General features: G+C 32.5%; 19 protein-coding genes. 3 read left to right on the top strand and 16 right to left on the bottom strand.

Features of this window, described 5'->3' with window-relative positions:
• Positions 1 to 4: 4 nt before the first annotated feature.
• From P6936_RS05390 to efp, 6 genes are read right to left on the bottom strand one after another with little or no spacing between them, the layout of a single operon-like run.
• Positions 5 to 832 carry a polyprenyl synthetase family protein gene (locus P6936_RS05390; RefSeq protein WP_276881048.1) on the bottom strand — a complete coding sequence of 276 codons (828 nt, stop codon included), beginning with the start codon at positions 830 to 832 and terminating at the stop codon, positions 5 to 7.
• A complete protein-coding gene (xseB, locus tag P6936_RS05385; RefSeq protein ID WP_276881047.1) occupies positions 825 to 1,013 on the bottom strand; it encodes an exodeoxyribonuclease VII small subunit in 189 nt (62 codons plus the stop codon). The genes P6936_RS05390 and xseB overlap by 8 nt, the downstream gene beginning before the upstream one ends.
• Positions 1,006 to 2,190, bottom strand: a complete 1,185-nt coding sequence (gene xseA / locus P6936_RS05380) for an exodeoxyribonuclease VII large subunit (RefSeq protein WP_276881046.1) — start codon at positions 2,188 to 2,190, stop codon at positions 1,006 to 1,008. Before xseA ends, xseB begins: the two co-directional genes overlap by 8 nt.
• A complete protein-coding gene (locus P6936_RS05375; RefSeq protein WP_276863475.1) occupies positions 2,187 to 2,570 on the bottom strand; it encodes a transcription antitermination factor NusB in 384 nt (127 codons plus the stop codon). The genes xseA and P6936_RS05375 overlap by 4 nt, the downstream gene beginning before the upstream one ends.
• A complete protein-coding gene (locus tag P6936_RS05370; protein ID WP_004835880.1) occupies positions 2,570 to 2,896 on the bottom strand; it encodes an Asp23/Gls24 family envelope stress response protein in 327 nt (108 codons plus the stop codon). The genes P6936_RS05375 and P6936_RS05370 overlap by 1 nt, the downstream gene beginning before the upstream one ends.
• Positions 2,897 to 2,906: 10 nt before the next feature.
• On the bottom strand, positions 2,907 to 3,464 hold the full coding sequence (gene efp / locus P6936_RS05365) for an elongation factor P (RefSeq protein ID WP_276861849.1): 558 nt from the start codon (positions 3,462 to 3,464) through the stop codon (positions 2,907 to 2,909).
• 127 nt (positions 3,465 to 3,591) lie between these two features.
• Here efp and P6936_RS05360 point away from each other — a divergent pair, with 127 nt between their 5' ends.
• Positions 3,592 to 4,767, top strand: coding sequence for a nucleotidyltransferase family protein (locus P6936_RS05360; protein ID WP_276881045.1), 1,176 nt, complete (start codon positions 3,592 to 3,594; stop codon positions 4,765 to 4,767).
• Between the two features lie 25 nt (positions 4,768 to 4,792).
• Here P6936_RS05360 and P6936_RS05355 read toward each other — a convergent pair whose 3' ends face one another.
• The 10 genes from P6936_RS05355 to P6936_RS05310 all read right to left on the bottom strand — a co-directional run bounded on the left by P6936_RS05355 (position 4,793) and on the right by P6936_RS05310 (position 18,843).
• Positions 4,793 to 5,281 (bottom strand): hypothetical protein, encoded by a 489-nt coding sequence (locus P6936_RS05355; RefSeq protein ID WP_004835877.1) that lies wholly within the window; start codon positions 5,279 to 5,281, stop codon positions 4,793 to 4,795.
• Between the two features lie 9 nt (positions 5,282 to 5,290).
• On the bottom strand, positions 5,291 to 5,773 hold the full coding sequence (gene coaD / locus P6936_RS05350; RefSeq protein WP_004835876.1) for a pantetheine-phosphate adenylyltransferase: 483 nt from the start codon (positions 5,771 to 5,773) through the stop codon (positions 5,291 to 5,293).
• A complete protein-coding gene (rsmD, locus tag P6936_RS05345; RefSeq protein ID WP_276881044.1) occupies positions 5,751 to 6,314 on the bottom strand; it encodes a 16S rRNA (guanine(966)-N(2))-methyltransferase RsmD in 564 nt (187 codons plus the stop codon). Before rsmD ends, coaD begins: the two co-directional genes overlap by 23 nt.
• Complete coding sequence (locus tag P6936_RS05340; RefSeq protein ID WP_276881043.1) at positions 6,314 to 8,305, bottom strand: ATP-dependent DNA helicase RecG; 1,992 nt, start codon at positions 8,303 to 8,305, stop codon at positions 6,314 to 6,316. Before P6936_RS05340 ends, rsmD begins: the two co-directional genes overlap by 1 nt.
• Positions 8,305 to 9,873 (bottom strand): DAK2 domain-containing protein, encoded by a 1,569-nt coding sequence (locus tag P6936_RS05335; RefSeq protein ID WP_276881042.1) that lies wholly within the window; start codon positions 9,871 to 9,873, stop codon positions 8,305 to 8,307. The genes P6936_RS05340 and P6936_RS05335 overlap by 1 nt, the downstream gene beginning before the upstream one ends.
• An 8-nt stretch (positions 9,874 to 9,881) precedes the next feature.
• The gene (locus P6936_RS05330; protein WP_004835872.1) at positions 9,882 to 10,235 is read right to left on the bottom strand and encodes an Asp23/Gls24 family envelope stress response protein; all 354 of its coding nucleotides are present in this window, start codon (positions 10,233 to 10,235) and stop codon (positions 9,882 to 9,884) included.
• 143 nt (positions 10,236 to 10,378) lie between these two features.
• Positions 10,379 to 13,906 (bottom strand): pyruvate:ferredoxin (flavodoxin) oxidoreductase, encoded by a 3,528-nt coding sequence (gene nifJ / locus P6936_RS05325; RefSeq protein ID WP_276881041.1) that lies wholly within the window; start codon positions 13,904 to 13,906, stop codon positions 10,379 to 10,381.
• A 279-nt stretch (positions 13,907 to 14,185) separates the two neighbouring features.
• The gene (gene hprK, locus P6936_RS05320) at positions 14,186 to 15,223 is read right to left on the bottom strand and encodes an HPr(Ser) kinase/phosphatase (protein WP_082743109.1); all 1,038 of its coding nucleotides are present in this window, start codon (positions 15,221 to 15,223) and stop codon (positions 14,186 to 14,188) included.
• Between the two features lie 3 nt (positions 15,224 to 15,226).
• A complete protein-coding gene (gene uvrC, locus P6936_RS05315; protein WP_276881040.1) occupies positions 15,227 to 17,077 on the bottom strand; it encodes an excinuclease ABC subunit UvrC in 1,851 nt (616 codons plus the stop codon).
• Positions 17,074 to 18,843 carry an aminopeptidase P family protein gene (locus tag P6936_RS05310; protein WP_276881039.1) on the bottom strand — a complete coding sequence of 590 codons (1,770 nt, stop codon included), beginning with the start codon at positions 18,841 to 18,843 and terminating at the stop codon, positions 17,074 to 17,076. The genes uvrC and P6936_RS05310 overlap by 4 nt, the downstream gene beginning before the upstream one ends.
• Before the next feature lie 205 nt (positions 18,844 to 19,048).
• Here P6936_RS05310 and ychF point away from each other — a divergent pair, with 205 nt between their 5' ends.
• Positions 19,049 to 20,146, top strand: a complete 1,098-nt coding sequence (gene ychF, locus P6936_RS05305; protein WP_004835867.1) for a redox-regulated ATPase YchF — start codon at positions 19,049 to 19,051, stop codon at positions 20,144 to 20,146.
• 7 nt (positions 20,147 to 20,153) lie between these two features.
• Positions 20,154 to 20,762 carry a thymidine kinase gene (locus P6936_RS05300; protein WP_040349295.1) on the top strand — a complete coding sequence of 203 codons (609 nt, stop codon included), beginning with the start codon at positions 20,154 to 20,156 and terminating at the stop codon, positions 20,760 to 20,762.
• Positions 20,763 to 20,823: the final 61 nt, after the last annotated feature.

The following is a 20,823-nucleotide window of genomic DNA, read 5'->3' as shown; positions in this document are numbered from 1 at the left end:
GCCTCTAATATTGTCTTTTGGACAGAAATTCAATTAAAAATAGGAAAAATTGATTATTTTCAAAATTTTCGATTTCTTTTTTGCATTGATAATTAATATCTTCTAAAAGTTTTTTGCTAGCTTGTAAATCCATCAAACTTAAAATATTAATTTCATCACCATAATCTTTTTCAAGTAGGTCATCTTGTATCTGAAAACCAAGCCCTAGATAGTAAGCATATCTTTCAAGGCTGTTAATTGTATCTTGGTCAAATCCATTAACTAAGGCTCCAGCAACTATAGCTCCTTTGAAGAAATCGGCTGTCTTTTTATCATAAACTTCAATTAGAAAATCCTTGTTGTAATTCCTCCTACGTCTTAAATCTAATATTTGTCCTTCTATCATCCCATCTTTACCAGTTTTGCTTAGAAGATATTGACTAGCTTTTATAAAAGAAGAATCTCTAGAAGCAATTTCAAACATAAGTTTTGTTGCTTCGTTGAGCAAAGCATCACCAGTCAATATTCCTAAATCTTCTCCAAAATGTTTATGGAGGCTCTCCTTACCTCTTCTATAATCATCATCATCCATTGCTGGCAAATCATCATGAACTAAGGAGTAAGCTTGAATCATCTCTATGGCCAAAGCGAATAGTAAATCGTTTTTATCGATTTGATTTCGAGAAAGTCTCCTTGTTTCTAAAAATAGGCTAGCCCTTATCCTCTTACCAGCTTCTAGAGCATATAGCATCGCCTCTTCTATTAGAGATTCTCCTTTTATGTAAGTTTTTATTTCATCATCTATCAAATTCTTGTTATCAACAAGCCTTTGTCTGTAATCAATATCATTCATTTTTAGATATAACTTCCACCTTTGCCTTATAATCCTTTAATTTGTTTTCTAAATCTTTGTAAATGCGAGTTGCTTTTTCATAAATCTCTATACTTTTATCTAAGTTATCCTTATTTTCTTCCAATTGCTTTAGAAGATCTTGCATTTTTTTCATATTTTCTTCTAGGGTCTTATCAATCAATTACTTCCACCTTTACAATTCCATCACTAAACTCTATATAAGCTTTATCCTTAACTTTTAGTTGATGAGCTGAAAAAATTATTTCTTGCTTAATGTCCTTTATGTGAATATTCTTTTTACTTATCTCTATAATATCTTCAAATCTCTTTAAGTCTTTGTATAAGAGTTTGATTTTTTGCTCATTATACATGATATTAGCTTGTATTTTTAAGTCCAGGTCCTTTTTAAGGTATAAAAGCTCTCTCATCTTTTCTTTCAAAGTAAAAGACGGATTATAATTATCAAGCTCTAGTTTTAACTTAACTAAGTCAAACTCATAGCTATTAATTCTATCATTAAGAATTCCTTTTATTTGATCTAGGATATTTTTCATATCCCTTTCTAAATTTGAATAAGATTTTACAAGGTAGGAACCTGCTTCTGTCGGCGTTTGTAGGGATAAATCCGCCACTAAATCAAGTAAAGTTTGATCTATTTTATGACCAATAGCCGATATTATAGGTGTCTTAGCATCAAATACAGCTTCGATAACAGCCCTATCATTAAAACTATTCAAATCTTCATTGGATCCACCACCTCTGGTGATTACAATTAAATCTAAGCCTTTCCTATCAAGACTTTTAACTGCCTTACTAATCATTAAGGAAGAATCAGTCCCTTGAACTTTTACAGGATAAAGATAAATATGTATATCATTGGGCTTTTGATTAATAACTGATAAGAAATCAACAATTGCTGCACCATCTTGAGAAGTTATTAAGCCAATTTTATTAGGGTATTGGCTTATCTCCTTTTTATTAGAGATGTCAAAATAGCCTTTTTTTCTAAACTCTTCTTTCATCTTTATTAATTGTAAATAATTATCAGAAATGCCATTTTCTACTACTTCGTTTGCAACAATCACAATTCTAGATGAATAGTTATTATATAAGACATTACCCCTAACTAAGATATCCTTGCCAACTTCAAAATCAAAGTCAACAGCCTTATCTTCATAATAATAAATTACACAATCTATGATATCTGTATCTTCTTTTAGAGAAAAATATAAATGGGAATTATTGATCCTAATGTTCGCCAATTGCCCATTTATATAAAGATTTTGAAATATAGGATCGTGTTTTATATTTGATTTAAAATACTCATTAAACTGCTTAACACTTAGTGCTTTTTTCATTTGCCATCTTTTCTTACAATTGATCCTAAGATTGAATTGACAAGTTTATAATCCTCTTCATCAGAATATTTTTTAGCTAAATTCACAGCCTCGTTAATGGAAACTGAAACTGGAATATCCATAAAGTAAATTTCATTTATACTTAGATAAAGAATAGACCTAAGCACCTTAGCAATTCTCTTATGTTTACTATCTAGATTAGAATCAACTTTTTCTTCTATTAGTGTGAGTTTGTCTAGATAAGATGAAATCGAAGCCTTAATAAAATCTTCATCTGCCAAATTAAGTTCAGCTAGGATTTTATCTACATCCTCTATTTTACTAATCATGTCTTGATAGATTAATTTAAATACCCACTCTCTTTGCTCAACTCTATTCATTATATTTCAAGATTGTTAACATTGACATCAACTCTAGTTACAGCTATGCCTGTCATATTTTCAACTACACTTTTAACATTCTTTTGTATATCTTTTACGGCATTTCTAACATTGATATTTCTATCAAAGTTGACATCTAGATAAAAATGTAGATAATCGCCTAGTTTTTGAACTCTACTTTTAGGATTTCTATTATAGAAACTAAAAGTCTTATCTTGATCATCTTCACAAAAGACACCGTAAACATCGCTTGCAGCAGCAACTGCTATTTGATCAAGAATTTCATCTGCAATCTTTACTGACCCGTTTACGAAATTTGCTGACATAATCTTCTCCCTATACTCTTGATAGATAATCCCCAGTTCTTGTATCTATCTTAATAACATCACCCTCATTTACAAATACTGGAACTTGAATTACTGCACCTGTTTCTACTGTGGCTGGTTTTGTAACGTTAGTTGCTGTATCACCCTTTACTGCAGGCTCTGTTGTTACTACTTTCAATTCTACAAAGTTTGGTGCTTCAATTTGGAATGGCTTACCATCATAGAACTTAATTTGAACTGGTTCATTTTCCTTAACATAGATGATTGCATCTTTTACTGATTCATATTCAATACCTATTTGTTCAAATGTTTCTGGATCCATAAAGTAATAAAGCTCGCCATCATTGTATAAATATGACATTTCTTTTGTTGTTATTACTGCTTGCTCAAATTTTTCATTTGGGTTAAAAGTAACATCCTTTGCTCCACCGTTCATTACAGATTTTATTTTAGCACGAACAAAAGCTGCTCCCTTTCCAGGTTTAACGTGTTGGAAATCAATTATTTGATAAACCTCATTATTATATACAAAAGTTACGCCTTTTCTTAAATCATTTGCTGAAATCATATATCCTCCTACGCATGTTTCTCTAATTATTATACCATATTTTTTCAAAATAATTAAATTAATCCAAATAATAATAGCCTATATTTATAATATTAAATAAATAATGTATAATAAAGATGGTGATAATATGAAAAAACTTGCAATAATTTCAGAATTCAATCCATTTCACAATGGTCACAAATATCTAATTGAACAAGCAAGAAGGATAATCAAACCTGACCTTGCTGTTAGTCTAATGAGTGGTGATTTTGTTCAAAGAGGCGAAGCTGCCATTATTGATAAATTCGCTAGAGCTAATGTTTCTATAGCTTGTGGTTTTGATTTGGTTATTGAGATGCCAAACTTCATCAGCCTCCAATCGGCTGAGTTTTTTGCTTACAAGTCTTGTGAGCTTCTAGATAAAATAGGAATTACTTATATAGCTTTTGGCATTGAAAACATGGATCCAGATGATTTTTTGACTTACGTTAATAAAATTATTTCTAATGACTCAAAAATAGAAAAGTTAACTAGAAAATTTATTAATGAAAATTATTCTTTTACTGAAGCAAGATATCTGGCACTAAAAGAGTTTTTATCTTCCGATGATTTTATTAGTTCAAATAACATCCTCGCTCTTGAGTATATGAGATCTATTTCTAAATTAAGCTCTAAAATCAAGGCCCTTCCTATTAGAAGGATGGGGGCTAATAATAGTGATCTTTTAGTTGAAGACAAAAATTTTGCTTCATCTACTGCAATAAGAATGAATCTTAATGGGGATATTAGAAATTTAATGCCTAAAGAATCTAATGAGTCTTTAAATTATTTTTTTAGTAACCACAAGAAGGCTGATTATGACTTACTCCTTGATATTTTTAAGTATAAATTATTAATCAAGAAAGATTCATTGGAGGAGATACTCTGCTATGAAGAGGGTATGGATAATTTTTTTAGAAAATTACTAAGTTCTAATCTTACTTATGATACTTTCATAAATGCTTGCAAATCCCAAAGACATAGTAAGTCACGTATGAAAAGACTTATGCTTAATTATATATTAGATAATAAAAAAGACCTTAACGACCTTAACTATAATTTTATAAAAGTCTTAGCCTTTAATAATGAGGCTAGGCAATATTTTAGGGAAATTAATGAAAAAATAAAAGTAGTCATGAGAAAGTCGGATATCAAAAAGCTTGATAGCTCTGAGTTAATAATATATGAGAATATGATAAAGTCTAGTAATTTATATTCGCTTTTATCTAAGAGAGACCTATTCTTAGATTATAAAAATCCAATAAAAATACAGAAAAACCTATGAAGCCTCAAACTTCATAGGTTTTATCTTACTTACTTTCTAGAATTTTAATTCTATTTTTTTCAAGTTGTTGAGCAAGTTGGCTAAAGTTTTCTACAGATCCTTGGAACAATCTATCTACATAAGCATATGATTGTTGTCTAATTTTTTCAGCCTCAGCATTAGCTTCAGAGATAATTCTATCAGCTTCATTCCTAGCTTGTCTTGTAATTTCATGCTCAGATACTAATTGTTTAAATTTATTTCTTGCTTGTTCTTTGATATTATTAATTTCGTTTTCGGCTTCACTTAGTCTATTCTCAGCTTCATTCTTTGCTTCACCGATGATTCTTTCTTTTTCATCATTAACCCATTGAGCTTGCTTAATTTCTTCTGGCAAAGCATCTTTCATTTCTGTCAATAATTCATATATTTCATCTGGATCAACAGATACTTTTCTTGAAAAAGGAACAGATGATGATTCATCCATCACATCTTCCATCTCATTAATCAAATTTATCAACTTATTTTGTGCCATAATATCCCCCTAATACTCAAACTTCTCTTTAATTTTCAACTCTACATCTTTACTAACAAAAGATGACACATCGCCTTTAAAGCTAGCGACTTCTCTAACTCCACTAGAACTTATGTAAGAATAGTTTGGATCACTGAGTAGAAATATTGTCTCAAGTCCTTCCATTAGTTTAGAGTTAAACATAGCGATGTTTTTCTCATACTCATAGTCTGTAATTTCCCTCAATCCTCTAGCAACGGTCTTTATACCCGTTTTCTTTGCAAAATTCACCAGCAGACCATCAAAAGAAGCTATGCTTATATTTTCAATGCCCTCTTCTATCATTTCTTCTCTAATAATATTTTCTCTTTCTTCAAGAGAAAATACAGAGTTTTTGTTTTCATTAATTAATACAGCAACGACAACTTCATCAAACATTTTAGAAAGTCTCTTGATTATATCAATATGACCAAGAGTTAGTGGGTCGAAGCTACCTGGATAAATCACTTTCATTTCTCGTATATATTTTTATTAGTTTCCTTCCATAAGATTTTTCTTTTAGGATGTTTAGGCCTCCTCTTCCAGAAAAATCTAATTCCCTATCGGATTCTGTTATTATTATACCTTCATCATTTAATAATTCACATTCTATTATTAGCTCAATAGCATGCTTTAGCATATCCCCATCATAAGGCGGATCCAAGAAAATATAATCAAACTTTAGCTTTTCTTCCTTATAATATTTTAGAGCTTTCCTAAAATCAAGCTTTGTAATTTTAGCCGAGTCATCCTTAATTTTAGAAAGATTTTCTTTTAATATAGAGTGGGTAGATGAGTTTTTTTCATTAAAGTAAACTTCTCTAGCACCCCTAGACAAAAATTCTATACCCATCTGTCCAGTACCAGAAAATAGGTCTAAAGCCACAAAATCAGGTTTATAGGGAAAAAGCATATCAAAGATTGCCTCCTTTACCTTATTATCTGTTGGTCTAGATGAATTAACTTTTGGCGATAATAAATTGAAACCTTTATATTTTCCTGCTACAACTCTCATTAATTTAATATTATCCTCTTATCATTACAAAAAAACTCATCAATAAAGGAAAGATTAACACCCTGATAATTAGAGTCTTTAGTCTTTTTATATATTTCAAAGCTTTTGTCTATTTCTTCTGCTGTCATATTTAGATATTCTATCTTAGAAAGATTCTTACCGTGCTGGATTAAAGATAAAATCTTTCCTCCACCCCTAAGTTCAAAATCTTTCTTGGCAATCTCAAAACCATCATTACTTTTTACTAAGATATTTAACTTACTAGCTGGACTAGGCTTATCACTTACTAAAAAACAATAAGACTTATATTCACCCCTTCCAACTCTTCCCCTAAGCTGATGGAGGGTTGATAAGCCGAAATTATCGGCATTATAAATTATCATTGTATTAGCATTGGCAACATCTATACCAACCTCGATTACAGTTGTCGCAAGTAAAATATCTATACTTCCCTCGCTAAATTCCTTTAAAATATCTTCCTTATCATTAGCCGTAAGCTTTCCATGCAGAATAGCTATCCTGTAGGAAGGAAATTTTTTCTTATAAAGTTTATAAAGGTTTTCTAGGGAGTTTTTATCATCTGCATCTATATTATTAGTAACAACATAGACTTGCCTAGAAGCTCTAATACTCTCCTCAATAAAATCATATAACAAACTTATTTTTTCACTTCCTATAATTTTTGTTGTAATTGGAATTCGTCCCTTAGGAAGCTCATTAATTATAGATAAGTCAATTATCTGGGAAATCTTTAGGGACATAGTTCTTGGTATAGGAGTCGCTGTCATTGTTAAATAATTTACTTCGTGTCCCTTGAGGGCCAGCATTTGTCTTTGGCTTACACCAAACCTATGTTGTTCATCATTTACAACGAATCTAAGATTTTTAAAAACAACATCCTCCTGGATAATGGCGTGAGTTCCTATGAGTAAATCAATCTTGCCATCTCTTATATCTTCTTTAAGCTTTTGCTTATTATTTGTACTAGAAGTTAGAAGAGCAGCCTTTATCTTAAACTTGTCAAATAAATATTTGTTCTTTTCAAATTGTTGAATAGCTAAAAGCTCAGTAGGTACCATCATTGCTGACTGATAAGAGTTAAGGGCAAAAACTATCATAGTGATTATCGCTACTATAGTTTTCCCACTACCAACATCCCCTACCAAGAGTCTGTTAGCTGAATTTGGAGAAGCTACATCTTCCAGAATTTCTATCAGTGATTTTTCTTGACTTCGTGTTAGGGTGAATGGAATCTCTTTTAAGATTTCACTCAGATTGTAATATAGATTTATACTTTGTTTATGCCTAGTTTTTTCTTTTAAATAATCTAAAAAATATAAATCCTTTAGTAAATCTATAATCTTAATCTGACTCTTAGCTTTTCTGAGATTTTCTATAGAACTTGGTCTATGAATTTCCCTTAAATTATCAATTCTTTTATTTAGCTTAAATTTATCAAGTAAGCTATAGTCAATGATATCTTCCTTACTATCATAATATTTTAATGCTTCTTCAACATAGGTGCTAATTTGCTTATGACTAAGGCCTTTAGTCAAAGAATACAAAGGAATTATAGATCCAATTTCATCTTCATCTAAGTCACAAAAAATAGGATTGACAGCTTCATAAATCCCCTTTTTTTCAGTTATTTGGCAGAAAAATTTATATTCTTTTCCCTCAAAAAGTTTCCTAGGACTAAATCTGTCATTAAACCATATCAGTCGTATTTTATAGGAAGGGTTTGTAAGTTCCCTTGCATATAGGTACGAAATAGTCATCTTTGGAAGATTCTTAAAATAGAGCTTACTGACAATCTGCCAGCAAAAGTAGTGCTTATTAGAATCTTTTATATCAATTATGCTCCTAAGCCTTGTCCTATCTTCATATTCTTTGGGATAATAGGAATATAAATCCGATACACTTAGAATACCGAGTCTTTTTAGGTCACTAGCTTTTTTAGGACCAATCCCCTTTAGACTTGTTAAATCCATTATTCTAATGTTACAGTGTAATAATAAACTGGTTGACCACCATATACTAATTCACAATCTACATCTTTGTATTTTTTAGAAAGCTTCTTGACAAATTCTTTGGCTTTTCTCTTATCTACATCCTCACCATAATATACAGTAACAAGAGAAACCTCGCCTTCTTCTATGATATTATCAATAGTTAGCTCTAAAGTCTTATCCATTGAGGAGTCTGTTGCAACTATCTTACCATCAAGTATGCCTATATAGTCATCTTTTTTAATCTTTATATCATTAACACTAGTATCTCTTATTGAAATTGAAACTTCGGCTATATGAATATCTTCGATAATCTCATTCATATTTTCAAGATTTTCTTCTGCTGATAAACTTTCATCAAATTCTAATAAAGCAGTGAATGTTTCTGGTATTGATCTAGTATCAACAACATAGGCATTTTTTTCTGTTACTTCTGCCGCTTGTTTAGCTGACATTATTATGTTTTTATTATTTGGGAAAATAATAATATTTTCTGCATTTATTTCTTCAATAGCCTTAAAGATATCCTCAGTAGATGGGTTCATAGTTTGTCCGCCTGCAATAATCTTATCTATATTCAGGCTTTCCATTATAGCATTGTAGCCTTCACCCCTAGATACAGCAATAAATCCATATTTTTTCTTTGGCTTTGTATCAACTTCCTCCTTAATCTCGATATTTGCTTTCAAATTTTCAAGATTAATCTTTAAGATTACACCTTCCAAAAGAATCATTTGAATAATATTTTGTGGGCTATCTGTTTTTAATGAAGCTTTCAAACTTTCACTTGTTAATGTCGAATCATAATCTTTTGTAATTCTTCTAAGATTTTCATCTAGTTGGCTTAATTTTTCTTCATTTGAGGCTAGTTCGAAATCTAACTTATAAGTAAAGTCATCATCATCCTCTTCTGCTGATAAATTAATATCCCTATCTATATTTCCATTTAAGGCATTTAGGGCACCCCTTAATAGGAAAATTAATCCTTGACCACCTGAGTCAACCACTCCAGCTTCCTTTAAAACAGGCAATAGCTTTGGCGTACTGTCCAAGGCTTTTTGACCTGCTGCAATTATTTCCATTAGATAGTCATCTAGTTCTATATCTTCTTTATAGGCTTCTGCTGCCTTCTCAGCCATCATTCTTGCAACTGTAAGTATTGTTCCCTCAGTAGGTTGCATAACAGCCTTGTAGGCGGTTTTTTTAGCATTTTCAAATATATCCCTGATGTCTTCTGCATTTATGACATCCTTGCCCTTTAAAGTTTTGGACATACCACGAACCAATTGAGAAAGAATAACACCTGAGTTGCCCCTTGCTCCCATAAGGGTACCTTGACTCAAGGCCTTGGAAACTTCTTCAACAGAAGATAAATTAGATTTATTTACCTTATCAAGTCCAGATTTAATTGTCATGTTCATGTTAGTTCCAGTATCACCATCAGGAACAGGAAAAACATTTAGTTCATTAACATGATCCTTGTTCTCATCTAAATATTCATAAGCTCCAATAATCATTTGTTGAAGTTTATTCGCATCTATAATTTTCATTTACACTCCTACTTAATTATCCCTTGTACAAAAATGTTGACTTCAGCAACTCTAACATTAAGAGATTTTTCTACATTATATTTCACATTTTCAATTATATTTTGACAAACAACCGGAATCCTTACACCATACTTTAGGAATAAAGAAATATTAATTTCTATGTTTCCATTATCAAGCCTTTTTATATGAACTCCCCTTTGCATGTTATTAACTCCTAGTAGTTTGTATATACCATCCTTGGCAGAAGCACTGGCAAGTCCTACTACTCCATAAGATTGCATAACACTGGCTACACTTATATTTGTAATAATCGAATCATCAATAGTTACTTTTCCTAAATGATTAACATACTTAATAGTCATAATACCTCCAGTATGAATTAGTAAATCTATTACCTTTTTATTATGATTATACCATAACTATCAATTAATTATAATGGAATTTGCAAAGATAAAAGTGCACATAAAAAAACCGCCAAATAAATGACGGTTTTTATGAATTAAATTTATTTACCTGCTAATCTCTTATATGTTGCATATCTATCTTTTGCAGCTTTTTCTGCTTCAGCATATAATTCATCAGCTGTTTCTGGGAAGGATCTCTTTAGTGAAGAGTATCTTACTTCGCCTTGGATAAATTCTTGGAATGATTCTTTTGGTTCTTTAGAATCTAATTGGAATGGATTTTTGCCCTCTTCAGCAAGTCTTGGGTCAAATCTCCATAAGTGCCAGTAACCAGCTTCTACAGCTTGTTTTTCTCTGTATTGTGATTTACCCATACCGATTCTAATACCGTGGTTGATACATGGAGCATAAGCTATTACTAATGATGGACCATTGTAGCTTTCTGCTTCTTTTAGAGCTCTAAGTGTTTGATTTTGGTTTGCACCCATAGCTACTTGTGCACAGTATACATAACCATAAGATGTCATCATTAGACCAAGGTCTTTCTTTCTAACCTTTTTACCTGATGCAGCAAATTGTGCTACTGCAGATAATGGTGTAGATTTAGATGATTGTCCACCTGTGTTAGAGTAAACTTCTGTATCGAATACAAGGATATTGATGTCTTCACCACTAGCTAGGACATGATCAACACCACCGAATCCGATATCGTAGCTCCAACCGTCACCACCAAAGATCCAGATTGATTTCTTAATCATGTAATCTTTTAGTTGGAAAATCTTATCAAGTAGGGCTTTTCCTTCTTCGCTGTCAACTGTTTCTTCTTTAAGATTCATAATCTTAGCTGTTGCTTCTTTTGAAGTATTAACAGTTTCTTTACCTTCTAACCATGCCTTGAATGCTTCATTAAATGGTGTATCAAGACCTAGTTCTAAGAATTGGTTCATGTATGTTTCAAGTAATGATTTGTTAGCATCAGCAGCAAGTTTCATACCATAACCATACTCAGCAGCATCTTCAAATAGTGAGTTACCCCAAGCTGGTCCCTTGCCACAAGAATTCTTTGTGTAAGACATAGCTGGTGCACTAGCTCCCCAAATTGAAGAACAACCTGTAGCGTTAGCTATATACATTCTATCACCAAATAATTGAGTAACAAGTTTTGCATATGGAGTTTCACCACAACCAGCGCATGCGCCTGAGAACTCAAGTAATGGTTGTTTGAATTGGCTTCCCTTTAATGTCATTGGATCCATAACGTCTTCTTTGTATCCAATTTCATCATGAGCAAAGTACCAATTGTCTTTTTCTTTTTCTACTTCTTCTTCGAATGGTTTCATTAGAAGTGCTTTCTTTGGAGCTGGACATACATCTGCACAGTTTCCACATCCAGTACAATCTAGTGGAGATACTTGGATTCTAAATTCGTATCCATCCATGCCCTTACCAATTGCTTTTTTAGTTGTAAAGCCTTCAGGTGCGTTTGCCTTTTCTTCTTCTGTTACTAAGAAAGGTCTAATTACTGCGTGAGGACAAACGTATGAACATTGGTTACATTGGATACAATTATCTATTTGCCATTCAGGAACTGTAAGAGCAATTCCTCTCTTTTCATATTGTGTTGTGCCTGATTCGAAAGCTCCATCTTCTCTACCAACAAATGCTGATACAGGGATGTCGTCTTCTTTTTGTTCAAGCATTGGTTTAACAATTTCTCTGATGAATTCTGGAAGTTCTCTTTCTTCTTTCTTTTCATCAACTGCATCTTTCCAAGCTTCTGGAACTTCAACTTTGTGGATTGCGTCGATTCCGCTATCTACAGCCTTGTAGTTCATGTTAACAATATCATCACCCTTGTGGCCGTATGACTTAACTATAGATGCCTTTAAGTAACCAACAGCATCTTCCAAAGGAATTACGTTAGCAAGTTTAAAGAATGCAGATTGCATAATCATGTTTGTTCTTGAACCTAATCCAATTTGTTGAGCTAAGTGAGAAGCGTCAATTGTGTAGAATTCAACATTGTGATTAGCAATGTAACGTTTCATGTTTGCTGGTAGATGTTCATTTAATTCTTCATCAGTCCAAGCACAGTTTAGTAAGAATGATCCGCCGTCTTTTAATCCCTTAAGTAGGTCATATTGATGAACGTAAGCAACTTTTGAACAAGACATAAAGTCAGCTTCGTCAAGTAGGTATGTTGATCTGATTGGGTTTTTACCAAATCTTAAGTGGGATACTGTTAGACCACCAGATTTCTTTGAGTCATAGTCAAAGTAACCTTGAGCGTACATGTCTGTGTTATCACCGATAATCTTGATAGCTTGTTTGTTAGCTCCAACTGTACCGTCTGATCCGAATCCCCAGAATTTACATCTTGTTGTTCCTTCTTGTCTAATCTTTAGGTCAGTTCTTTCAAGTGATTTGTGAGTAACATCATCATTGATTGAAATTGTAAAGTCGTCTTTTGGTTCGTCTTTAGCAAGATTTACAAATACAGCTTCGATATCAGCTGGTACTGTATCTTTTGATGATAAACCATATCTACCGCCAATGATAAGTGGTTTGTCTTCTTTATCATAGAAAGCAGATTTAACATCAAGTAGTAAAGGTTCACCAACAGATCCTTTTTCTTTTGTTCTATCAAGAACAGCGATTTTCTTAACTGTTTTTGGAATAGCTTTTAGTAAGTGATCTACTGAGAATGGTCTGTAAAGATGAACTTCAATCATACCAACTTTTTTGCCTTGAGCAAGTAAAGCGTCGATTGTTTCTTCAGCAGCCTCACAAACAGATCCCATTGCAACGATAATTTCTTCTGCATCATCTGCACCATAGTAGTTGAATAATTCGTAGTGTGTGCCAATTAATTCATTGATTTTGTGCATGTAATCTTCTGCTATACCAACGATGTCATCATATGCATTGTTTACAGATTCCATTCTTTGGAAGAAGATATTCTTTTCAGCAGTACCAATTGTTTTTGGTCTTTCTGGGTTTAGTGAATTATTTTTAAATCTATTTACGGCATCCATATCTACTAGTGGAGCAAGATCTTTATAATCCCAAACTTGAATCTTTTGGATTTCGTGGCTTGTTCTAAATCCATCGAAGAAGTTAACAAATGGTATGCTTCCTTTGATTGCTGATAAGTGAGCAACTGGAGCTAAGTCCATAACTTCTTGAACTGAAGAGTTGCAAAGCATAGCAAAACCTGTTTGTCTTGCTGACATTACATCCGAATGATCTCCGTAGATAGAAAGTGCGTGAGTAGCAAGTGTTCTTGCTGCAACGTGGAATACACCTGGTAATCTTTCACCTGCAATCTTATACATGTTAGGAATCATTAATAATAATCCTTGACTTGCAGTATATGTAGTAGTTAGTGCTCCTGCTGCTAATGCTCCGTGTACTGCTCCTGCAGCTCCTGCTTCGGATTGCATTTCCTTTACTTGTACTGGTCTACCAAAAATATTCTTTCTTCCATTAGCAGCCCAAACGTCTACTGCTTCTGGCATTGGTGATGAAGGTGTGATAGGATAGATTGTAGCAACATCTGTAAACGCATAAGATACGTGAGCAGCGGCTGTGTTACCATCCATAGTCTTCATAGCTCTTTTAACTGTCATTTAAGACCTCCTATAATATTAGTAACAAATATCGTTAACACTATTTTAAGTATAAGTTTTTTTAACCTATATGTCAAGTTAGAATTTCAACTTTTCTTGCCATTTTTAATAAAAATTTTATTCTTTTTTATACCATACGTTTAATTATTTATTTTTTTAAATTTTTATAACTTCTTTTAATTAATTCAAAACTAAAAAAGACTGTCAGCACATTGAAATACTAACAATCATTTTGTTTACTTGAAATTTAACAGCTTAACTTTATTAAGAGCTTATTATCTATATAATTCCTTGACCATCTTTTAATATATCCCTTATTGATGTGTAATTTTCTCCACTAGTTTCTTTGAAGATATTGTCAGTCATGACTTTTGCTGCATTGTATCCCAAATTCTTTTCTCTTTGATTCATTGCAGCTACTTCAACTATCAAGGCTAAGTTTCTTCCTGCCCTTACAGGGACTACAATATGGGGAACTTTTACATCCAAAATTTGAATAAAATGATCATCCAGACCTAGTCTATCGTATTCGTAATCCTCTTTCCATTGTTCAAGTTCTATTACCAAATCAATATTAGTTGCAGACTTTACAGCTCCTGATCCATATAATCTTCTAACATTGATTATTCCAAGACCTCTAATTTCCATATAATGCCTAATATTTGCAGGAGAAGCTCCTGTTAATTTATTATTAGCAGCAATTATATCTACCATATCATCAGCTATAAGTCTGTGACCCCTATTTACCAAATCTAGGGCTGTTTCACTCTTACCCACAGATGATTTTCCCATAATCAAAACTCCTACACCAAAAACTTCAAGTAGTTCGCCATGTACATTGCTGGTTGGCGCTAGTTGATATTCTAGCTCATCGGAAAGTTTTGATATCAATCTTGTAGACTTTAGTGGCGACCTCAAAAGAGTTATGTCATAGTAACTACATAAGTCCCTAATATCTTTGTTGATTTCTTTGTTATAGGTAAATATTACTGCTGGCAATTTATAAGATAAAATTCCTCTGAATCTCTCATATTGCATTTTGGAATCTAGGCTTGTTAAATATGTATATTCAACTGAGCCGATTAATTGCAATCTTTTGTGAGGAAATTTTTCTAGATAACCTGTTAGCTGTAGGCCAGGCCTATTAACTTCTGCACTTTCCAATTCTATTTCATCAAAATCGCTTGATTTATAGATTATTTCCAGATTCATTATTTCAACTATTTTACTAAGACTTACTTTTTTTTGATCAATTCCTCTAGTTATTTCTTTGTCTATATGCTCACTAAAATCGCTTATATCATTGCTGTTAGCCATATCTTATCCTTTCAATTTAAAATACTTATAAATTTCAAGAGCCTGAACTTTTCCAACTAGGGGCACTTCCATAAGCTCTTCAACGCTCGCCTTTTTGATGTTAGCTATTGTTTTAAAGTGTTTGTACAAATTTTTTCTTGTTTTTTCTCCGACACCCTTTATTTCATCAAGCTCTGATTTTTTCATGGTGTTTTGCATAAGTTTTCTATGATAATTTATAGCAAAGTTATGGGCTTGTTCTTGGATTTCATATATTAATTTATAAACAGGATCTCTCCTATTAATGGGAATCTCCTCGTTATCATAAATTATAGCCCTTGTTGTATGCTTATCATCTTTTACTAGACCTGCTACTTCTATGTCCAAAGCTAATTCACTAATTACTTCTTTAGCTATACTAACTTGACCTTTTCCACCATCCATCAATATTAAATCTGGCATAGATCCAAATCCTGTTTGGGTATTTCCCTTAGCCTTCTCCTCTATCCCACGTTTTAGTCTTCTAGTCAAAATCTCCCTATGGGATGCGTAATCATCAGGTCCAACAACAGTCTTTATCTTAAATTTCCTATACTCCTTAGGAGTAGGAATACCATCTTCATACACTACCATTGAGCCAACTGACAATACTCCCGAAGTGTTCGATATATCGAAACATTCCATCCTAAAGATTTCCTTTATATTTAGAATTTCTTTAAGTTGATTAAAACCTGATGAGCGTTTTCTTTCTTTTCTTTCAATTCTTTTATCAAGCTTCATTCTCATATCGTAAGCATTTCTGCTAGCCAAATCTAGCAATTCTTTCTTTTTCCCAAGTTTTGGCTTCATTATGCTAACCTTGGCATTTTTCTTGTTTGAAAGAAAGTCACTCAAGGATTGTAAATCGCTCGGTAAACTTTGAACTATGATTTCTTTTGGTATATAGGTTATATCAAGATAGAATTGCTTCATAAAGGACGAAATTATATCCTCATCTTTTTCCATAAAGTCATTTTTAATTACAAAGTGCTCTCTATCAACAATTTTACCCATTCTCATAAAAAACACTTGGATGATAATGTTATTGATTCCCTTGCTTGTAGCAATGATATCCATATCATCAGCTCGTGTTTCTGTGACATTTTGCCTTTCAGAAATTACAGATAAGGCCCTATAATAGTCCCTATATATGGCCGCCATCTCAAAATTCAATTCTTTGCTGTAGGCTTGCATTTTTTCTAAAACCCATTCTGGGATTTTATCAGATTTCTTATCCAAAAATGAGCTAACTTGCTCCATATTTCTAAGATAAGTTGATTCATCTTCCTTATCTACGCAAGGGCCCTTACATTTTTTGATAAAATAATTTAGGCAGGGTCTATCTAGTCTTGCACCCTTATCAAAATTCAAATTGCAAGTTCTGAATGGATAATAAAGGTGGAATAAAGCTATAGCATCATTAACTGCGTAGGCATCAGGATAGGGACCAAAATATTTGGCCCCATCTTTTTTTACTTGTCTAACCTTTTTTATTCTAGGAAATTTTTCCTTCAATATTTTTATATAGGGATACTGTTTATCGTCCCTTAATACAATATTGTATCTTGGTCTATTCTTTTTGATTAAATTACTTTCAAGAACTAGGGCCTCGACTTCATTTTGAACTATGATATACTCAAAATGATCTATGTTTTTAATCATGGCAAGGACTTTAGCGCCCTTATTTTTACTATTATCAAAATATTGACGTACTCGTCTTTTCAGAGAAATGGCCTTACCTACATAGATTATTTCATCATCAGCATTTCTCATTATATATACGCCTGGTAATTCAGGAAGTTCTTTCAGTTTTTCTTTAATCTTTTTATTTGTCAAATTTCTCTACAACTCTCTTTCAAATATTCTAAGTCATGGCCTTCTAGGTATGGGCTTAGCTTTTCGAAGCATGCCTTGTTGTAATTATTTAACCATTCAAGCTCATCTCTATTGAGCATTTCGGTTTTTACTGGTCTTGTGTCAATAGGAACATAAGTAAGAGTTTCAAATTGATTGAACTTACCAAATTCATTTTCAAAAGCTTTCTTTACATATGCTTCATTTTCAATTCTAATACCATGTGAGTTTGCAATATATAGACCTGGTTCTATTGATGAGGTCATGTTTGCTACAAATTGGTGATTATCTCTATCAGCAATTCTTTGTGGTCCTTCATGGACTGTTAGAACAAAGCCTACCCCATGGCCTGTTCCATGGAAGAAGTCTTTACCTGCTTGCCAGAGTGGGAATTTTGCAAAAGCATCTAATCTTTGTCCATTTGTCTTATCTTTGAATTTAGCTAAGAAAAGACTTAAAAATGATTTTAATACGAGTGTATAATCTGTTTTTTCTTCATCTGTAAGTTTACCTAGGGCAACAGTTCTTGTTATATCAGTAGTTCCCTCATTATAATGGGCTCCAGAGTCAACTAGAATCATTCCTTCATCTCTTATTGTTTTAGAGCCTGTGGCTTGTGGTGCATAGTGAACTATAGCTGCATTTTCTTTATAGCCTGCAATTGTTTCAAAAGAATCTTCAATATAAGATTCATCTTCACTTCTTAGGTCATGTAGTTTTTTGCTAGCTAATAATTCATTAAGAGATCCAGTTTTTGCCCCTACTTCTAGCCAAGAAAAGAATTTAACCAAGGCGATACCATCTTTGATGTAGGCTTTCTTAACATTTTCAATCTCTGTATCAGTTTTTATCGTTTTCATTAAAGTACTAATATTTGTACCAAGGCTTACTTTTACATTTGCATTTATGCTATCATAAATTGCCACATTAGTCCTTTCTGGATCAAGGTATATCCTATTTTTTCCAGAAATATTTTTTAATAACCTATAAATAGAATCATAGCTATAAATCTTTACATCGTTTGATTCAAGATATTCTCTTACTTCTGCTGTTAATTTATCTTCATCTATACATAGACTAGCGCTGTCATTTGAAATTAACATATAAGATAGGAGGACAGGATTGTAGGCTACATCATTTCCCCTGATATTTAGCAAATAACAAATATCTTCAGGTGCTCCAATAAAGGTATAATCACAAGATTTCATCTTCATAGTAGTTCTTAGTCTAGCTAATTTTTCCTTTAGGCTTTCACCTACATATTCTTCTTTCATAATCCAAGCCTTATCTTTGCCAAGTTCTGGTCTATTTTCCCAAATTTGAGATATATAGTCTACGTCAGAGACAAGAATTCTAGCTCCCATATTTTCGCTTAGGTTTTTGTAGCCTTTTACTGAATATGTTTTGCCATCAAAGGCAATCTTTCCAAACTCAGATACATTTTTGTCAAGGTAGTCTTCTAGGGTATCTACACCTTCAACACCAATTTTCATTAGACTAAACTCTGTATTCTTTAATTCTTTTTCAGCTTGTAAGAAATATCTACTATCAGTCCATAGTAAGGCATCGTTCATTGTTACTAGGGCTGTACCTGCTGAGCCAGTAAAACCAGTTATAAACTCTCTAGTTTTATAATAATCTGCTAGATATTCAGATTGATGAGGATCTGATGTTGGGATAATATATGCGTCAATATTTCTTTCATTCATCAATTCTCTTAATTTATCTATTCTTTGATTTATATTCATTTTTGACTCCTTAATATCATAAAGTAATTTTTCTACTTATATTATACTAATAATAATCACTTTCCATAATTGAAAATCTAAATAATCAAAGTAAAAAATTCAAAAGCCCTAAAAGCTCTTATATGGATAAGTAAAAGATTGATATTTCTTATAAAACAATTATAATATTATCATTGCAAAAAATAAAAGTAGATGGAGTGATCAAATGAAATTAGGAATTGTAGGCTTGCCTAATGTTGGTAAATCAACATTATTCAATGCCATTACTAAAGCAGGTGCACTTATAGCGAATTATCCATTTGCTACAATTGATCCAAATGTCGGACTTGTTAATGTACCTGACAAAAGATTAAATAAATTATCTGAATTAAGTTCTAGCAAAAAAATTGTTCCAGCCGTTATTGAGTTTTATGATATAGCCGGTCTTGTAAAGGGAGCTTCAAAGGGTGAAGGTCTTGGAAATAAGTTTCTATCTAATATTAGAGAAACCGAAGCAATAGTAGAAGTCCTTAGGTGCTTTGATGATCCAAATGTTACCCATGTTGACGGTTCTGTTGATCCTTTAAGAGATATTGAAACAATTAATCTTGAGCTTATTTTTTCTGACCTAGAGTTAGTAGATAAGGTTCTTGAAAAAAGAAAAAAGATTGCAAGAAGCGATAAGAGCGTTAGGGCCGAAGTCGAATTACTTGAAAGAATCAAAAAAGTTTTAGAGGAAGGCAAATCAGCTAGAGTCTTAGACCTCAATGAGGAAGAAGTAAAAATGCTTAGAGCCTACCAGCTTCTATCAACAAAGCCTATTATTTATGTGGCAAATGTAAATGAAGAAGACGCAGCAAATGATGGGGAAAATAATCCTTATGTAAAAAAAGTCCGTGACTTTGCTAAAACTGAGGGGGCAGAAGTTTCTGTCGTATCTGCAAAAATAGAGCAAGAAATATCAGAAATCGAAGATGAAGAAGAAAGAAGCGAATTTTTGTCCATGCTAGGTCTTGAAGAATCAGGTACTGACAAAGTTATCAGAGATTCTTACAAAACCCTAAATCTAATATCATTTTTAACCACTGGCGAAATGGAAACTAGAGCTTGGACAATAACTAAGGGTACTAAGGCAGTTGATGCAGCAGGTAAAATTCACTCAGATATTTCTAGGGGATTCATAAAAGCTGAAATAGTTTCCTATGACGACCTTATCAACGAAGGCTCAATCCACAAGGCCCAAGAAAAGGGTCTACTTAGACAAGAAGGGAAAGATTACATCATGAAAGATGGTGATGTAGTCAACTTTAAGTTCAATGTTTAGAAATACTATGAAAAGACAAGGTCGATTAATCGTTCATACTGGATCCATGTTTTCTGGAAAGACTACATCTCTATGGAGAGAGCTTTATAGGATGAGAATAGCAAATTATAAGATAGTAGCCTTTAAGCCTTCAATTGATAACAGGGATGACGATAAAAAAATTGTAAGCCACGATAATCTAGAATTAGATGCAATCAAAGTTGAAAATATTAAAGAAATCTTGGCTTATGCGAAAAGTAATGATATAGATTGTATAGGAATTGATGAAGTTCAATTTTTCCCAAATGACCCTAGCGAAATAATAGAAATATTTAATGAATTAATGGCTATGAACATTACTATAGTAGTTTCTGGCCTAGATATGGATTATATGGCTAGACCTTTTGAAATTATAAAAGAGATCATGCCAATAGCCGATGAGCTAGTTAAGCATCATGCTATTTGTGCTTCATGTGGTGAAGATGCTTGGGCTTCTTACAAAAAATCATCAGATGATTCTAGAATACAAATAGGTTCCAAGGACCTTTATGAACCCCTTTGTAGGTCCTGCTATAATAAAAAAATGAAGGAAAGAGAAAAGTACAAAAACCAAATTTCCCTAGAAGAAATAAAATAATAATTTAAAGGTGATGTTGCAGAATAGGTAAATCTATTCTGCTCATCACTTTTTTTCTGGT

The organism is Anaerococcus tetradius (assembly GCF_947087635.1).
In the GTDB taxonomy this organism is placed as follows: domain Bacteria; phylum Bacillota; class Clostridia; order Tissierellales; family Peptoniphilaceae; genus Anaerococcus; species Anaerococcus tetradius.
This window is presented reverse-complemented; position numbering and strand designations above follow the sequence as displayed.

Coding starts and splice junctions, on each gene's coding strand:
- P6936_RS05390 (WP_276881048.1), bottom strand. CDS start 832: ATGAATGATATTGATTACAGACAAAGGCTTGTTGATAACAAGAATTTG.
- xseA (WP_276881046.1), bottom strand. CDS start 2,190: ATGAAAAAAGCACTAAGTGTTAAGCAGTTTAATGAGTATTTTAAATCA.
- P6936_RS05375 (WP_276863475.1), bottom strand. CDS start 2,570: ATGAATAGAGTTGAGCAAAGAGAGTGGGTATTTAAATTAATCTATCAA.
- P6936_RS05370 (WP_004835880.1), bottom strand. CDS start 2,896: ATGTCAGCAAATTTCGTAAACGGGTCAGTAAAGATTGCAGATGAAATT.
- efp (WP_276861849.1), bottom strand. CDS start 3,464: ATGATTTCAGCAAATGATTTAAGAAAAGGCGTAACTTTTGTATATAAT.
- P6936_RS05360 (WP_276881045.1), top strand. CDS start 3,592: ATGAAAAAACTTGCAATAATTTCAGAATTCAATCCATTTCACAATGGT.
- P6936_RS05355 (WP_004835877.1), bottom strand. CDS start 5,281: ATGGCACAAAATAAGTTGATAAATTTGATTAATGAGATGGAAGATGTG.
- coaD (WP_004835876.1), bottom strand. CDS start 5,773: ATGAAAGTGATTTATCCAGGTAGCTTCGACCCACTAACTCTTGGTCAT.
- rsmD (WP_276881044.1), bottom strand. CDS start 6,314: ATGAGAGTTGTAGCAGGAAAATATAAAGGTTTCAATTTATTATCGCCA.
- P6936_RS05340 (WP_276881043.1), bottom strand. CDS start 8,305: ATGGATTTAACAAGTCTAAAGGGGATTGGTCCTAAAAAAGCTAGTGAC.
- P6936_RS05335 (WP_276881042.1), bottom strand. CDS start 9,873: ATGAAAATTATAGATGCGAATAAACTTCAACAAATGATTATTGGAGCT.
- P6936_RS05330 (WP_004835872.1), bottom strand. CDS start 10,235: ATGACTATTAAGTATGTTAATCATTTAGGAAAAGTAACTATTGATGAT.
- nifJ (WP_276881041.1), bottom strand. CDS start 13,906: ATGACAGTTAAAAGAGCTATGAAGACTATGGATGGTAACACAGCCGCT.
- hprK (WP_082743109.1), bottom strand. CDS start 15,223: ATGGCTAACAGCAATGATATAAGCGATTTTAGTGAGCATATAGACAAA.
- P6936_RS05310 (WP_276881039.1), bottom strand. CDS start 18,843: ATGAATATAAATCAAAGAATAGATAAATTAAGAGAATTGATGAATGAA.
- ychF (WP_004835867.1), top strand. CDS start 19,049: ATGAAATTAGGAATTGTAGGCTTGCCTAATGTTGGTAAATCAACATTA.
- P6936_RS05300 (WP_040349295.1), top strand. CDS start 20,154: ATGAAAAGACAAGGTCGATTAATCGTTCATACTGGATCCATGTTTTCT.